The 13479-nt window shown below is 69.2% G+C and carries 18 protein-coding genes and 1 tRNA gene; 12 read left to right on the forward strand and 7 right to left on the reverse strand.

Features of this window, described 5'->3' with window-relative positions; all coding sequences use genetic code 11:
* Positions 1-9: 9 nt before the first annotated feature.
* The 7 genes from clpS to ACIGFK_RS28840 all read left to right on the forward strand — a co-directional run bounded on the left by clpS (position 10) and on the right by ACIGFK_RS28840 (position 4722).
* Positions 10-324, forward strand: a complete 315-nt coding sequence (gene clpS / locus ACIGFK_RS28810; protein ID WP_376658539.1) for an ATP-dependent Clp protease adapter ClpS — start codon at positions 10-12, stop codon at positions 322-324.
* Complete coding sequence (locus ACIGFK_RS28815) at positions 324-929, forward strand: DUF2017 domain-containing protein (RefSeq protein WP_376658538.1); 606 nt, start codon at positions 324-326, stop codon at positions 927-929. Before clpS ends, ACIGFK_RS28815 begins: the two co-directional genes overlap by 1 nt.
* 349 nt (positions 930-1278) lie before the next feature.
* On the forward strand, positions 1279-2718 hold the full coding sequence (locus tag ACIGFK_RS28820) for an amino acid permease (RefSeq protein WP_376658537.1): 1440 nt from the start codon (positions 1279-1281) through the stop codon (positions 2716-2718).
* Positions 2719-2795: 77 nt separating this feature from the next.
* The gene (locus tag ACIGFK_RS28825; protein WP_376658536.1) at positions 2796-3218 is read left to right on the forward strand and encodes a Mov34/MPN/PAD-1 family protein; all 423 of its coding nucleotides are present in this window, start codon (positions 2796-2798) and stop codon (positions 3216-3218) included.
* A 77-nt stretch (positions 3219-3295) separates the two neighbouring features.
* Positions 3296-3403 carry a putative leader peptide gene (locus ACIGFK_RS28830; protein WP_311736929.1) on the forward strand — a complete coding sequence of 36 codons (108 nt, stop codon included), beginning with the start codon at positions 3296-3298 and terminating at the stop codon, positions 3401-3403.
* A gap of 81 nt (positions 3404-3484) precedes the next feature.
* Complete coding sequence (locus ACIGFK_RS28835) at positions 3485-3772, forward strand: MoaD/ThiS family protein (RefSeq protein ID WP_376658535.1); 288 nt, start codon at positions 3485-3487, stop codon at positions 3770-3772.
* Positions 3772-4722, forward strand: a complete 951-nt coding sequence (locus ACIGFK_RS28840; protein ID WP_376658534.1) for a PLP-dependent cysteine synthase family protein — start codon at positions 3772-3774, stop codon at positions 4720-4722. Before ACIGFK_RS28835 ends, ACIGFK_RS28840 begins: the two co-directional genes overlap by 1 nt.
* Positions 4723-4834: 112 nt before the next feature.
* On the opposite strand, the gene ACIGFK_RS28845 is transcribed toward ACIGFK_RS28840, so the two are convergent.
* Positions 4835-5179 (reverse strand): DUF488 domain-containing protein, encoded by a 345-nt coding sequence (locus tag ACIGFK_RS28845; protein ID WP_376658564.1) that lies wholly within the window; start codon positions 5177-5179, stop codon positions 4835-4837.
* 5 nt (positions 5180-5184) lie between these two features.
* Complete coding sequence (locus ACIGFK_RS28850; RefSeq protein ID WP_376658533.1) at positions 5185-5607, reverse strand: hypothetical protein; 423 nt, start codon at positions 5605-5607, stop codon at positions 5185-5187.
* A gap of 206 nt (positions 5608-5813) precedes the next feature.
* Here ACIGFK_RS28850 and ACIGFK_RS28855 point away from each other — a divergent pair, with 206 nt between their 5' ends.
* Positions 5814-6566: an MBL fold metallo-hydrolase gene (locus ACIGFK_RS28855; protein WP_376658532.1), complete on the forward strand. Its 753-nt coding sequence runs from the start codon at positions 5814-5816 to the stop codon at positions 6564-6566.
* 84 nt (positions 6567-6650) lie between these two features.
* Here ACIGFK_RS28855 and ACIGFK_RS28860 read toward each other — a convergent pair whose 3' ends face one another.
* Positions 6651-7907: a PTS transporter subunit EIIC gene (locus ACIGFK_RS28860; protein ID WP_376655607.1), complete on the reverse strand. Its 1257-nt coding sequence runs from the start codon at positions 7905-7907 to the stop codon at positions 6651-6653.
* Between the two features lie 303 nt (positions 7908-8210).
* Positions 8211-9524 carry a PTS transporter subunit EIIC gene (locus tag ACIGFK_RS28865; protein ID WP_376655608.1) on the reverse strand — a complete coding sequence of 438 codons (1314 nt, stop codon included), beginning with the start codon at positions 9522-9524 and terminating at the stop codon, positions 8211-8213.
* A gap of 212 nt (positions 9525-9736) precedes the next feature.
* On the opposite strand from ACIGFK_RS28865, the gene ACIGFK_RS28870 reads away from it, so the two are divergent.
* The 4 genes from ACIGFK_RS28870 to rdgB all read left to right on the forward strand — a co-directional run bounded on the left by ACIGFK_RS28870 (position 9737) and on the right by rdgB (position 11946).
* On the forward strand, positions 9737-9970 hold the full coding sequence (locus ACIGFK_RS28870; RefSeq protein WP_008742596.1) for a glucose PTS transporter subunit EIIB: 234 nt from the start codon (positions 9737-9739) through the stop codon (positions 9968-9970).
* A 112-nt stretch (positions 9971-10082) separates the two neighbouring features.
* The gene (rph, locus tag ACIGFK_RS28875; RefSeq protein WP_376655609.1) at positions 10083-10808 is read left to right on the forward strand and encodes a ribonuclease PH; all 726 of its coding nucleotides are present in this window, start codon (positions 10083-10085) and stop codon (positions 10806-10808) included.
* A gap of 91 nt (positions 10809-10899) precedes the next feature.
* Complete coding sequence (locus tag ACIGFK_RS28880; protein ID WP_386467794.1) at positions 10900-11289, forward strand: hypothetical protein; 390 nt, start codon at positions 10900-10902, stop codon at positions 11287-11289.
* Between the two features lie 42 nt (positions 11290-11331).
* Positions 11332-11946, forward strand: coding sequence for an RdgB/HAM1 family non-canonical purine NTP pyrophosphatase (rdgB, locus tag ACIGFK_RS28885; protein ID WP_400054157.1), 615 nt, complete (start codon positions 11332-11334; stop codon positions 11944-11946).
* 60 nt (positions 11947-12006) lie between these two features.
* Here the strand turns inward: rdgB and ACIGFK_RS28890 are convergent.
* From ACIGFK_RS28890 to ACIGFK_RS28900, 3 genes are all read right to left on the reverse strand, one after another.
* Positions 12007-12089: transfer RNA gene (locus ACIGFK_RS28890), tRNA-Leu, on the reverse strand.
* Positions 12090-12136: 47 nt separating this feature from the next.
* A complete protein-coding gene (locus tag ACIGFK_RS28895; protein ID WP_386467796.1) occupies positions 12137-12628 on the reverse strand; it encodes an HNH endonuclease in 492 nt (163 codons plus the stop codon).
* Positions 12625-13272 carry an HNH endonuclease gene (locus ACIGFK_RS28900; protein WP_376655613.1) on the reverse strand — a complete coding sequence of 216 codons (648 nt, stop codon included), beginning with the start codon at positions 13270-13272 and terminating at the stop codon, positions 12625-12627. The genes ACIGFK_RS28895 and ACIGFK_RS28900 overlap by 4 nt, the downstream gene beginning before the upstream one ends.
* Positions 13273-13479: the final 207 nt, after the last annotated feature.

Genomic DNA, 13479 nt, shown 5'->3' on the forward strand with positions numbered 1-13479 from the left:
GGTGGCAGCATGGGACGAGTGAGTGTTGCTCCCATTGAGATCGAACGCACCGAGTCGGCCGAAGAGACCTTCGCGGTCCCGGAACCCGACGTCCCCTGGGTGACCCTGGTGCACAACGACCCGGTCAACCTCATGAGCTACGTGGCGTACGTGTTCCAGGCGTACTTCGGCTATTCGAAGGACGTGGCGCACAAGCTGATGCTGGACGTCCATCACAAGGGGCGGGCGGTCGTGTCCAGCGGCACCCGCGAGGAAATGGAGCGCGACGTGCAGGCCATGCACGGCTACGGCCTGTGGGCGACCCTTTCGCAGGACCGCGTCTGATGGGCGGCGGAACCTTCGAGGCACTCAAGGGCGGCGGCGCCGCCATCGCGCTCGACGAGATCGAGATCTCCATCCTCCGCTCCCTGGCCGTCCAGCTGCTGGAGCTCATCGGGCCCGGCGAGCCCGAACCGGCCGAGGACGCCGACCCGCTCGCCGCCCTCTTCGCCGAGGGCCCCTCCGAGCCCCCGTCCGACCCCGCGCTGGCCCGGCTCTTCCCCGACGCCTACGGCTCCCCCGACGGCAGCGGCGACGAGGGCGTCGACCAGGCCGAGCTGAAGGCCCGCTCCGCGGAGTTCCGCCGGTTCACGGAGAACGACCTGCGCACCCGCAAGCGCGAGGACGCCCTCTCCGTCGTGCGCAGCCTGGACGGCCTCACCCCGGCCGGCGACGGAGCCGCGGTGCTCGAGCTGACCGGCGAACTGCCGCTGCGCTGGCTCGGCGCGCTCAACGACCTGCGCCTGACCATCGCGTCCCGCCTCGACATCACGGAGGACGACGAGAGCGCGGCGCTCTTCCGGCTGCCCGACGACGACCCGCGCAAGCCGATGGTGATGGCGTACCTCTGGCTGGGCGGCCTCCAGGAGACCCTCATCGAAACCCTGTGAGGAGGACCCGGAGATCATCCCGGGACCCTCAGGGGAGCCTCAAGGCGACAGTCCGTTCGCTCAGCGGACGCTCAAATCCGGATAACGATCAGATCACTGCGATGCGGTGATCTGATGCATTTCTGGCCCCTTGCCCAGGATTTCCGGTGTCCTGCGTCACATTCCACCCCCTCGGGCGTCCGTAATGGCGTGATAAATCTTCACGACCGCCGGGACGCCACCCCTGTTCCGCGGCCCGCTTGAACCGGCTGACCGCCGGCGTGCAGCTCCATCCGTATCCGGGGGGATCGAGGACCCGATCCGCAGCCAATGAAGGCGCGGGTCGGCGTGGAGAAAGGCGCATCAAGACATGACCTCAGTGCAGGTCGAGCAGAACGACAGGACGCCCGGCGAGGGCGCACCCGCCGAGGGTGGCGAGGGTTACCACCGCGCACTCGGCGCCCGCCAGATCCAGATGATCGCGATCGGCGGAGCCATCGGCACCGGCCTCTTCCTGGGAGCCGGCAAGGCCATCTCCAAAGCCGGACCGAGCCTGATCCTGGCCTACGCCATCGTCGGCGTGATCATCTTCTTCATCATGCGGGCCCTGGGCGAACTGCTCATGTACCGCCCGGTCGCGGGGTCGTTCTCCGACTACGCACGCGAGTTCCTCGGCCCCTTCTGGGGCTACGCCACCGGCTGGACGTACTGGCTGTTCTGGGTGGTCACCGGCATCACCGAGGTGACGGCCGCCGCCAAGTACATGGCCTACTGGACGGGCGACAGCTTCCCGCAGTGGGCCTACGCGCTGATCTTCACGGTCATCCTCTACGCCGCGAACCTCATCTCCGTGAAGCTCTTCGGCGAGCTGGAGTTCTGGTTCTCGATGGTCAAGGTCACCGCCATCGTCGGCATGATCCTGATCTGCGCGGGCATCCTGACCATCGGCTTCTCCGACGCCGCGGCCACCGCCTCCGTCTCCAACCTGTGGAACGACGGCGGGTTCTTCCCCAAGGGCATCGGCGGCACCCTGATGACCCTCCAGATCGTGGTCTTCGCCTTCCTCGCGGTCGAACTGGTCGGCGTCACCGCCGGCGAGTCCAAGGACCCCGAGAAGACCCTGCCCAAGGCCATCAACACCGTGCCGTGGCGCATCGCCGTCTTCTACGTCGGCGCACTGATCATGATCCTGTCGGTCGTGCCGTGGCACGAGTTCCAGCCGGGCGTCAGCCCCTTCGTCGCCGCCTTCGAGAAGATGGGCCTCGGCGTCGGCGCCGCGATCGTCAACTTCGTCGTGCTGACCGCCGCCCTCTCCTCCTGCAACTCGGGCATGTACTCCACCGGCCGCATGCTGCGCGACCTCGCGCTCAACGGCCAGGGCCCGAAGGTCTTCACCAAGCTGACGAAGAACGGCACCCCGCTGGTCGGCACCACCTTCTCGGCCTCGCTGATGCTCGTCGGCGTCTGGATCAACTACGTCGCCCCCGGCAAGGCCTTCGACTACGTCGTCTCCTTCGCCACCATCTCCGGCATGTGGGCCTGGATCGTCATCCTCGTCTGCCAGATCCGCTACCGCGCCAAGGCCGACCGCGGCGAGCTGCCCGCCTCCCGCTTCAAGACGCCCGGCTCCCCCTACACGAGCTACGTCTCCCTCGCCTTCATCGCCATGGTCATCGTGATGATGGGCATGGACAAGGACTCCCGGGTCTCGCTCTACTGCGCCCCGCTGTGGGGCCTGATCCTGGGCGTGTCCTACCTGGCCCTGAAGGCCCGCAACCCGCGCGCCGACGCCTTCACCAAGGCCTCGTAGCAGCACCCTGTCCACCATTCGGGCCCTTCCGTACCACACCTCGGTACGGAAGGGCCCGTCTGCTTATCCTGTCGCTCATGCTGACCCTCACCCAGGCCCTGTATGACCAGATCGTCGAGCACGCCCGCCAGGACCACCCCGACGAGGCGTGCGGCGTCGTGGCCGGCCCAGCGGGCACCGGCCGGCCCGAGCGGTTCATCCCGATGCTCAATGCCGCCCGGTCGCCCACGTTCTACGAGTTCGACTCGAAGGACCTGCTGAAGCTCTACCGCGAACTGGACGACCGCGACGAGGAGCCGGTGATCATCTACCACTCCCACACCGCGACCGAGGCCTACCCCTCGCGCACGGACGTCACCTACGCCAACGAGCCCGGCGCGCACTACGTCCTCGTCTCGACGGCGGACAAGGACGGCCTCGGCGAGTTCCAGTTCCGCTCGTACCGGATCGTCGACGGGGTGATCACGGAGGAAGAAGTGCAGGTCGTAGCCGCCTACTGACCACCATGTGAGCAGTCGGCGTCCACGATGCGGGATCACACTCCAAACGGGGGACCGGGAATCGTTAACATGACCGCATGGTTTCCCACGACGTGAGCATCGAGACGCCCGGCAGGCTTCTGCTCGTGGCGCGGCTGCACGTCGACCTGTGCCGCCTCGCCAGCGCCATCTGTCCTGCCGCCTGAGCACCGGGCCCCTTCCGCGCGGGGCTGCACGAACGCGCGCCCGCACACTTCTTCGCCCCTTTCACGACACTGGAGCCTGCCATGGCCATCGAGGTCCGCATCCCGACCATCCTCCGCACCTACACCGACGGCGAGAAGGCCGTGACCGGTGAAGGCGCCACCCTCGCCGACCTCTTCGCCGACCTGGAGACCCGCCACAAGGGCATTCGAGAGCGACTCGTCGACCAGGCAGACGGCGGCCAGCTGCGCCGCTTCGTGAACGTCTACCTCAACGACGAGGACGTCCGCTTCCTCGAGGGCATCTCCACCGCCCTCAAGGACGGCGACAACGTCACCATCCTCCCGGCCGTGGCCGGCGGCGCTGTCTGATGCGTTACGACTCCCCCCTGGCCGCGGTGGGCAACACGCCCCTGGTCCGGCTGCCCCGGCTGTCGCCGTCCGAGGACGTCCGCATCTGGGCCAAGCTGGAGGACCGCAACCCGACCGGCTCGATCAAGGACCGCCCCGCGCTCCACATGGTCGAGCAGGCCGAGAAGTCCGGCCGCCTGTACCCCGGCTGCACCATCCTGGAACCGACCTCGGGCAACACCGGCATCTCCCTGGCGATGGCGGCCAAGCTCAAGGGCTACCGCATCGTCTGCGTGATGCCGGAGAACACCTCCCAGGAACGCCGGGACCTGCTGGCCATGTGGGGAGCCGAGATCATCTCTTCACCCGCGGCGGGCGGCTCGAACACCGCCGTGCGGGTGGCCAAGGAACTGGCGGCCGAGCACCCGGACTGGGTGATGCTCTACCAGTACGGCAACCCGGACAACGCGGGCGCGCACTACGCCACCACGGGCCCGGAGATCCTCGCGGACCTGCCCTCGATCACCCACTTCGTGGCGGGCCTGGGCACGACCGGCACCCTCATGGGCGTCGGCCGCTACCTGCGGGAGCACGTGGAGGGCGTGAAGATCGTCGCGGCGGAACCCCGCTACGACGACCTCGTCTACGGCCTGCGCAACCTCGACGAGGGCTTCGTCCCGGAGCTCTACGACGCCTCGGTGCTCACCACCCGCTTCTCGGTGGGCTCGGCGGACGCGGTCACCCGCACGCGGGAGCTGCTCCAGCTGGAGGGCATCTTCGCGGGCGTCTCCACGGGCGCCGCACTGCACGCGGCGATCGGCGTCGGCCGCAAGGCGGTGGCCGCGGGCGAGTCGGCGGACATCGTGTTCGTCGTGGCCGACGGCGGCTGGAAGTACCTCTCGACCGGCGTCTACACGGCGGCGACGACGGAAGAAGCCATCGAAGTCCTCCAGGGCCAGCTCTGGGCGTAGCCCGCCCCGGCGCTCGGCCCCGGCCCCCGCGGTACACCCTCGCGGCCCGGGGCCGACCCGCATCCCCTTTGAGGCGCGGGGGACCGGGGGCGGAGCACCCGCGCCGGCGGGGTCAGGCCAGGTGCTCCGCCAGGATGGCGGCATGGCTCCCCGCAGGGTCCCGCACCGCGGTCAGCAGCGTCACCGGACCCCCGTCCGCGAGCCGCCGCAGGCGGACCAGCTCCGCCACCGCCCCCGGCTCCGCCAGCTCCGCCTCGTACCGCTGCCGGAACTCATCCGCGGAGCCGCCCCCGTGGAACCACTTCCGCAGCTCCGACGACGGCGTCACCGCCTTCGGCCACTCGTCCACACCCGCCGCCGCCTTCGACAGCCCCCGCGGCCACAGCCGGTCCACGAGCACCCGTACGCCGTCCGCCCCCGGCTCCGGGGCCTCGTACACGCGCCGCAACCTGATCACCCGCGTCACCGACCGCCTCCCAGTCCCTTGACCTCGTCCCAGATCGCCGGGTCCAGCACCCCCACCCGCTCGCCGAACTCCCACAGCGACACCTCCACCGGCCGGTCCGCCTCCAGGAAGCTCGCCCGGCCCTGCGCCCGCAACGTACCCGGCGGCAACGGGATCACCCCGGCCCGCCGGTCGTCGTACTTCCCGGTGATCCACGCGACCCGCGCGCGGTGACCCCGTACCGACTCCACCGCCAGGACCAGGCACCGGCGGCCGTCCGTCAGCCTCCACAGCTCGCCCGACCGCGGCCGGGGCGCCGGGCCCGACCCGTGCGCCGGGGGAGACCGGCGGGCGCGGCCCGGCCGGCGGCGCCCGGCGACCAGCACCACCAGCGCGACGGCCACGACCGCGGCCACCGCGGGCCACCAGGACGTGTCCATGGTTAGACCGTAGCCGCGCCGCACGCACCCGGCACGGCAACGGCACGGCAACGCCCGTGCCCCGCGTCGCTCCCCCGGGTGACAGCACAGGTGATTCCCCCCACAACGGCCTGCCGCGGAGGAGCGACCGGCCGATTCGCGCCTTACGCTCGACCCACGCACGGCCCGCATTCCGTCCACGGACCGTCCTCGGAGGTTCACGCTCCATGAAGCTCACCGTCGTCGGCTGTTCGGGGTCGTTCCCGTCCGCGGAATCGGCCTGTTCGAGCTACCTCGTAGAGGCCGACGGCTTCCGGCTGCTCCTCGACATGGGCAACGGCGCCCTCGGCGAGCTCCAGCGCCACATCGGTCTCTACGACCTCGACGCGATCTTCCTGAGCCATCTGCACGCCGACCACTGCATCGACATGTGCGCGTACTTCGTCGCCCGCTTCTACCGGCACGAGGGCGGCCGCTGCGGCACCATCCCCGTCTACGGACCCGAGGGCACCGAGAAGCGCCTGACCACCGCCTACGACGACGTCCCCGACGAGCGCTCGATGAGCGAGGTCTTCGACTTCCGCACCCTGAAGTCCGGCACGTTCGAGATCGGGCCGTTCCAGGTCCGCACCGAGCGGGTGAGCCACCCCGTGGAGGCGTACGGGATCCGCGTCGAGCACGGCGGCCGCTCGCTGACGTACTCCGGGGACACCGGTGCCTGCCCCGAGCTGGGCCGGCTCGCCGAGGGCACCGACCTCTTCCTGTGCGAGGCGTCCTTCACGCACGGCAAGGAGGACATCCCGGACCTGCACCTCAACGGCCGGGAGGCCGGCGAGTACGCGCGCAGCGGCGGGGTCGGACGGCTCGTCCTCACCCACATCCCGCCGTGGACGGACCCCGAGCAGAACCTGGCCGACGCCCGCGAGGCCTTCGACGGCCGCGTCGACCTGGCGTACGCGGGCGCGGTGTACGAGGTCTGAGCCGCGGCCTCCCGTTCGTACGACGAAGCCCCCGCCCTCCCTTCCGGGAGAGCGGGGGCTTCGTCGTACGAAGGGCGGTGGGGCCTACTTGGCCTCGGCCTTCGCCAGCTCGGCGAGCTCCTCGTCGGACTCGCGGCCCGGCGTCGGGAGGTTGAACTTGGTGATCGCGAAGCGGAAGACGACGTAGTAGACCACCGCGAAGCAGAGGCCGATGCCGGCCAGGCCCCACGGGTTGGTGGCGATGCCCAGGTTCAGGCCGAAGTCGACGAGGCCGGCCGAGAACCCGAAGCCGTCCCTCATGCCCAGTGCCCAGGTCAGCGCCATCGACACACCGGTCAGCACCGCGTGGACCGCGTAGAGCACCGGGGCGATGAACATGAACGTGAACTCGATGGGCTCGGTCACACCGGTGACGAAGGAGGTCAGTGCGAGGGAGAACATCATGCCGCCGACGACCTTGCGACGCTCGGGGCGGGCGCAGTGGACGATCGCGAGGCAGGCCGCCGGGAGGGCGAACATCATGATCGGGAAGAAACCGGTCATGAACTGTCCGGCGCTCGGGTCCCCGGCGAGGAAGCGGGCGATGTCGCCGCTCTTGCCGTTGTACTCGCCTGCCTGGAACCACGGGAAGGAGTTCAGCAGGTGGTGCATGCCGACCGGGATCAGCGCACGGTTGGCGACACCGAAGATGCCCGCGCCGACGGCGCCGGAACCGACCAGCCACTCACCGAAGCTGTGCAGACCCGTGCCGAGGACCGGCCAGATGAAACCGAACAGGATGCCGATCAGCAGACCCGCGAAGGCCGAGAGGATCGGGACGAGGCGGCGGCCGCCGAAGAAGCCGGCCCAGTCGGGAAGCTTGGTTCGGTAGAACTTCTGGTAGAGCAGTGCGACGACGATGCCCATCACGACACCGCCGAGCACCTTGGCGTCGACCGGGGCGTCGACCATGACGACCTTGCCGTCGACCGCCGTGGCGACCTTCGGCAGGTTGGAGTCGGTGAACGTGGCGAGCACGTTCTTGAAGACCAGGTAGCCCGTCACGGCGGCGAGCGCGGTGGAACCGTCCGACTTCTTCGCGAAGCCGATCGCAATGCCGACGGCGAAGAGCAGCGCCATGTTGGCGAGGATCGCGCCGCCACCGGCGGCCATGTAGCCGGCGATCTTGGTGAGGAACTCGGGCAGCGTGGGGTCGCCGAGCATGTCCTTGTCACCGAGACGGACGAGCAGTGCGGCGGCCGGCAGCACCGCAACGGGGAGCATGAGGCTCCGGCCGATGCGCTGCATGACGGCCATCACGCCAGCGCCCTTCTTCTTTTCCGCAGCCGTCGCTGTGGACATGTGCATCCTCCATTGGGCAAGGCGTCGCCCGGGGACAAGGAAGGGGGACGGCGACGTCTCTGAAAGGTGGCTCCCGCGGCCGTATCCCGGCCCGCGTGGTCTACACCAATCCGTGGTGTAGACCAGTTGTAGCACGGTGAGGGATAGATAAGGAACCTTCGATTTCCTGTGGTCTACACCACATCCGGCGTGTCGCTGCCCCATGTCCGGCCCACCAGGCATCCGGACATGACGAAGGCCCCCGGAACCGGTGGTCCGAGGGCCTTCGGTGCGGGCCGAAGGGCCCGCCCGCCAGGAGGGCGGCTACGCCTTGGTGTTGTCCGCCTGCATCGCCGCGATCTCCTCGTCCGACTCCCGCCCCGGCGTCGGAAGGTCGAACTTCGTGATCGCGAAACGGAAGATCACGTAGTAGACGACCGCGAAGCACAGGCCGATCGGGATGATCAGCCACGGCTTCGTCGCCAGCCCCCAGTTGATGACGTAGTCGATCAGGCCCGCCGAGAAGGTGAACCCGTCGTGCACGCCCAGCGCCCACGTCACCGCCATCGACACGCCCGTCAGCACCGCGTGGATCGCGTACAGCACCGGCGCGACGAACAGGAAGGAGTACTCCAGCGGCTCCGTGATGCCCGTGACGAACGAGGTCAGGCCCACCGACAGCATCAGGCCGCCGATCTCCTTTCGCCGCAGCGGCTTCGCGCAGTGCGCGATCGCGAGGGCCGCCGCCGGGAGGGCGAACATCATGATCGGGAAGAAGCCCGAGAGGAACATCCCCGCGTCCGGGTCGCCGGCCAGGAACATGTTGATGTCGCCGTGCACGGTCTTCCCCTCCGGCGTGGTGTAGCTGCCGAACTGGAACCACACCGGCACGTTCAGGAACTGGTGCAGGCCGATCACCAGCAGCGCACGGTTCGCGACGCCGAAGATGCCCGCACCCCAGTAGTCCAGGCCCACCAGCCAGTCCGAGAAGCTCTCCAGCGCGTCGCCGACCGGCGGCCAGATCCACAGGCAGATCACGGCGAAACCGATCGCCACGAAGGACATGATGATCGGGACGAGCCGCCGGCCGTTGAAGAAGCCCAGCCAGTCGACCAGCTTCACCCGGTGGTAGCGCTGCCAGAACCAGGCCGCGAGCAGGCCCATGATGATGCCGCCGAAGACCCCCGGGTTCTGGTACGTGTACGAGATGAACGTGTCGTTCGGCCCCAGGCAGCCGCCGCCGATGTCCTTGGTCCCCGGGGGGCACGGCTTCTGGAAGGCGTGCAGCACCCCGCGGTAGACGAGGAAGCCGGTCACCGCCGCGAGGGCGGTCGAGCCGTCCGCCTTCTTGGCCATGCCGATCGCGACGCCGATGCAGAAGAGGAGGGGCAGGCCGAGGTCGGGGTCGAGCAGGGCGCCGCCCGCGCCGGCCATGATCTTGGCGACGTCGGTCCAGCCCAGCCCCTCGGCGCCGAAGACGTCCGGCTGCCCCAGCCGGTTGAGGATGCCCGCCGCGGGCAGCACGGCGATCGGCAGCTGAAGGCTCCGCCCCATCTTCTGCAGCCCCTGGAACAGGCCGTTCCACCACTGCGGTTGCGGCTTCGCCCGTGGCGCTCCCGCCGCGCTGCTGGCGCTCATCGGCATCCTCCCTGACCGGCCCGTTTTTGGCTGTCGCGGCACGTGCGGCACACTGGTGTAGACCAGTTGTGGGCAGGTTGCTGCTGATCGTCATGATTCGGCAGATAGTGGACGCGCGCTCGCGAAGATGGGCCAACCGTGCGTTACCGTGACGAAACGGACCGCATGGGTGCCGCCGAGACTCGCTCTTCGTACGACTCAGGGAGAAACACATGGCCACCAAGGCTGAGAAGATCGTCGCCGGGCTCGGCGGTATCGAGAACATCGAAGAGGTCGAAGGCTGCATCACGCGCCTGCGCACCGAGGTCGTCAACCCCGACCTCGTCGACGAAGCCGCCCTCAAGGCCGCCGGCGCCCACGGCGTCGTGAAGATGGGCACCGCGATCCAGGTCGTCATCGGCACCGACGCCGACCCGATCGCCGCCGACATCGAAGACATGATGTGACCGGTGGCGTGAGCCGGGCGCACTGAAGCACCCCCCCGAGGACCCCGTACGGATGCCGCACGCACCCGAACGGGGTCTTCGCCGTTCCCCCGCAGGGACTAGGCTCAACGCCATGTCTCGCATCGACGGCCGTACGCCCGAACAGCTCCGCCCGGTCACCCTCGAACGCGGATGGAGCAAGCACGCCGAGGGCTCCGTCCTCATCTCCTTCGGAGACACCAAGGTCTTCTGCACCGCCTCCTTCACCGAAGGCGTCCCGCGCTGGCGCAAGGGCAGCGGCGAAGGCTGGGTCACCTCCGAGTACTCGATGCTGCCCCGCTCCACCAACACCCGCGGCGACCGCGAATCCGTCCGCGGCAAGATCGGCGGCCGCACCCACGAGATCTCCCGCCTCATCGGCCGCTCGCTGCGCGCAGTGATCGACTACAAGGCCCTCGGCGAGAACACCATCGTCCTGGACTGCGACGTCCTCCAGGCCGACGGCGGCACCCGCACCGCCGCCATCACCGGCGCCTACGTCGCCCTCGCCGACGCAGTCGCCTGGGGCCAGAAGAAGAAGCTCATCAAGGCCGGCCGCAAGCCGCTCACCGACACCGTCGCCGCCGTCAGCGTCGGCATCGTCGACGGCGTCCCCCTCCTCGACCTCTGCTACGAGGAGGACGTGCGCGCCGAGACCGACATGAACGTCGTCTGCACCGGCGACGGCCGCTTCGTCGAGGTCCAGGGCACCGCCGAGGGCGAGCCCTTCGACCGCAAGGAACTCAACGCCCTCCTCGACCTCGCCGCCGGCGGCTGCGCGGACCTCCAGGCCATCCAGCGGGGCGCGCTGGAACTGTAGGCGCCCGGATCGACGTCTGGCAGGGTACGGGCGCACGGTGTCAAAGCCGCGCGCCCGTCCACATATCCACACCCCTGGGGGGACCCGAAACATGAAGCACCCCAAGCTCCGCATAGCGGCCGTGGCGCTGGCAGCCGCCCTCACCGTCCCCGCCCTCACCTCGTGTGACGCGATCTCCACGGCGATGGACTGCGCGAACACGGCGGTCGCCATCACGGACGGCGCGAACGACCTCCAGCAGGCGGTCTCCAACGCGGGCAACAGCCCGCAGGACGCCCAGAACGCGCTCAACCAGATCGAGGCGAACCTGAAGAAGATCGGCGACCAGACGGACAACGCCGACCTGAGCAAGGCCATCAGCTCGATGAACACGGCTGTCAAGAACGTCCGCACCGCCATCGAGCAGGGCAACGCGACCCCGGACATCACGCCGGTCGCCGACGCCGCCTCCGAACTCTCGAAGGTCTGCACCCCGGGCTGACGCCGGGGAAGGCGCCACGGGCCGCCCGGAATAATGGCGGGCATGACCTCCACGCCTTCGCGCCTGATCCTGGCCACCCGCAATGCGGGCAAGGTCGCCGAACTGCACGCCATCCTGTCCGACGCCGGCCTGCCGCACGAGCTGGTCGGCGCGGACGCGTACCCGCAGATCCCGGACGTCAAGGAAACCGGCATCACCTTCGCCGAGAACGCCCTCCTCAAGGCCCACGCCCTGGCCCGGGCCACCGGCCTCCCGGCGATCGCCGACGACTCCGGCCTCTGCGTGGACGTCCTGAACGGCGCCCCCGGCATCTTCTCCGCCCGCTGGGCCGGCAAGCACGGCGACGACCGGGCCAACCTCGACCTGCTCCTGGCCCAGCTCGGTGACATCGCGGACGAACACCGCGGCGCCCACTTCGCCTGCGCGGCGGCCCTGGCCCTCCCGGACGGCACGGAACGCGTGGTCGAAGGCCGCCTCCTGGGCACCCTCCGCCACACCGCCTCCGGTACGGGCGGCTTCGGCTACGACCCGATCCTCCAGCCCCTGGGCGAGTCCCGCACGTGCGCGGAGCTGACGGCGGCGGAGAAGAACGCGATCTCCCACCGGGGGCAGGCCTTCCGAGCCCTGGTCCCCTTCGTCCGGGCCCTGCTGGGCTGAGGCCTCCCCGACGCGCAGAAGGCCCGACTCCGAGAGTCGGGCCTTCAATTCCCTTGCTTGTGCGGCCTGAGGGATTCGAACCCTCACGGGATTTCTCCCATCGCACCCTAAATGCGAGGCGTCTGCCGTTCCGCCAAGGCCGCGTGGTGCCCATCGTAGCGGCCGGGTGTGAGCGTTGGGGTGTGCGCCCTTATGTTGCGGGTCGGCGTGTGCCTCCCCTGCACCATGTGTTGGTGACCGCATGACAGTTGGGGCACAGCAGTCGCAGGTTCTGGCGGCGGTCGTCGCCCCGGTCGCCGTTGATGTGGTCGACTTCCAGTGTCATGGGACGCCCCTGCCACTCGGGAGGTGTGCCGCACCGATCGCAGCGGTCCGGGGTGCCGATGTCCCGAAGCGCGCGGCGCAGGAGCTGGGTGCCCGTTCGCTGCTTTCCGCTTCGGGCGACGAGGATGTCCTCTGCGGTCTTGAGCGGCTTGGTCCCCGCCTTGCCGCGTTGATGCCCTTGGCCGAGGAAGTGCGATGTGTCGTGACCCTCCTCCATGATCCATCTGCGCAAGTGGGCGCGCTGCCCGCCGTGGTCGGGGAATCCCAGCACCCGGAGGGTTCCGGCGATACTGGCCGATTCGGCGATTGCCTGCGCCAGCTCTTCTCGTGAAGGCCGATCGTGCCGTTGGCTTCTCATCGCCGCCCCTTGCCCCGGCCGCGGTACGAATCGGTTGTGGAGTGGCAGTTGGGGCAAAGCAGTCGCAGGTTTTCCCGACGGTTGTCGCGCCAGTTGCCGTTGATGTGGTCGACCTCCAAGGGGAGGGGTTCACCCATCCAGACGGCGGAGATGCCGCAATCGGCGCAACGCTCCGCGACTCCGCTGTCGAGCAGCGCCCGCCGCAGCATCGTGTTCGGAGTGCGTCTGGCGTGCGGAGTGCGGTCCTCGCGGAGGGTCTCGTCGGCGGTACGCCGTCGATTGTTGTGTCGCATCCGGTCCGTACGGGATGGCCCGGTGAAGTGCGACGTGTCGATACCCAGCGCGCGAACCCGGCGGCTGATGTGGGTGTGGTGCCCGCCCACCGCGTCGAGCCCCAGGCGTCGCAGGACCTCGTACATGTTGCCGGAGGCGCTGACCGCCTTTTCCAGGACCGCGCGGGTCCAGCGGCTCCCGTCCCGCTCGAAGTGCGAGATATCCACGCCGAGCTGGTTCATCCGCCTGCGTATGTAGTCACGCGAGCTGCTCTTCGGATCGACCCCCAATTGCTCCAGCGCCTCCGTCAGCGTCCGCGACGTACACGCCGCCTCCGCCAGGCGTTCCCTCGTGTATGGACTCACCGGCATGCCGACCCCCTCCGTTCCCGGCCGCGCGTGCGGCCCTCGTACGGAGTAACGGACCGATAGTCGGACGGTTACGGGTGGTGGCGTCCGATAAATGCATCGGCCCGCACCCGAGTGGGTGCGGGCCGGCCCGGCAGGGGGTGGGGTCAGATGCCCAGGTCCTTGATGATCTTGGCTACGTGGCCCGTGGCCTTGACGTTGTAGAAGGCG

This window comes from Streptomyces sp. NPDC085524 (assembly GCF_044541755.1).
Lineage (GTDB): Bacteria > Actinomycetota > Actinomycetes > Streptomycetales > Streptomycetaceae > Streptomyces.

Bases quoted from the DNA above. Each gene is read 5' to 3' on its own strand.
- clpS (WP_376658539.1), top strand. From the start codon at position 10: ATGGGACGAGTGAGTGTTGCTCCCATTGAGATCGAACGCACCGAGTCG.
- ACIGFK_RS28815 (WP_376658538.1), top strand. From the start codon at position 324: ATGGGCGGCGGAACCTTCGAGGCACTCAAGGGCGGCGGCGCCGCCATC.
- ACIGFK_RS28820 (WP_376658537.1), top strand. From the start codon at position 1,279: ATGACCTCAGTGCAGGTCGAGCAGAACGACAGGACGCCCGGCGAGGGC.
- ACIGFK_RS28825 (WP_376658536.1), top strand. From the start codon at position 2,796: ATGCTGACCCTCACCCAGGCCCTGTATGACCAGATCGTCGAGCACGCC.
- ACIGFK_RS28830 (WP_311736929.1), top strand. From the start codon at position 3,296: ATGGTTTCCCACGACGTGAGCATCGAGACGCCCGGCAGGCTTCTGCTC.
- ACIGFK_RS28835 (WP_376658535.1), top strand. From the start codon at position 3,485: ATGGCCATCGAGGTCCGCATCCCGACCATCCTCCGCACCTACACCGAC.
- ACIGFK_RS28840 (WP_376658534.1), top strand. From the start codon at position 3,772: ATGCGTTACGACTCCCCCCTGGCCGCGGTGGGCAACACGCCCCTGGTC.
- ACIGFK_RS28850 (WP_376658533.1), bottom strand. From the start codon at position 5,607: ATGGACACGTCCTGGTGGCCCGCGGTGGCCGCGGTCGTGGCCGTCGCG.
- ACIGFK_RS28855 (WP_376658532.1), top strand. From the start codon at position 5,814: ATGAAGCTCACCGTCGTCGGCTGTTCGGGGTCGTTCCCGTCCGCGGAA.
- ACIGFK_RS28860 (WP_376655607.1), bottom strand. From the start codon at position 7,907: ATGTCCACAGCGACGGCTGCGGAAAAGAAGAAGGGCGCTGGCGTGATG.
- ACIGFK_RS28865 (WP_376655608.1), bottom strand. From the start codon at position 9,524: ATGAGCGCCAGCAGCGCGGCGGGAGCGCCACGGGCGAAGCCGCAACCG.
- ACIGFK_RS28870 (WP_008742596.1), top strand. From the start codon at position 9,737: ATGGCCACCAAGGCTGAGAAGATCGTCGCCGGGCTCGGCGGTATCGAG.
- rph (WP_376655609.1), top strand. From the start codon at position 10,083: ATGTCTCGCATCGACGGCCGTACGCCCGAACAGCTCCGCCCGGTCACC.
- ACIGFK_RS28880 (WP_386467794.1), top strand. From the start codon at position 10,900: ATGAAGCACCCCAAGCTCCGCATAGCGGCCGTGGCGCTGGCAGCCGCC.
- rdgB (WP_400054157.1), top strand. From the start codon at position 11,332: ATGACCTCCACGCCTTCGCGCCTGATCCTGGCCACCCGCAATGCGGGC.
- ACIGFK_RS28895 (WP_386467796.1), bottom strand. From the start codon at position 12,628: ATGAGAAGCCAACGGCACGATCGGCCTTCACGAGAAGAGCTGGCGCAG.
- ACIGFK_RS28900 (WP_376655613.1), bottom strand. From the start codon at position 13,272: ATGCCGGTGAGTCCATACACGAGGGAACGCCTGGCGGAGGCGGCGTGT.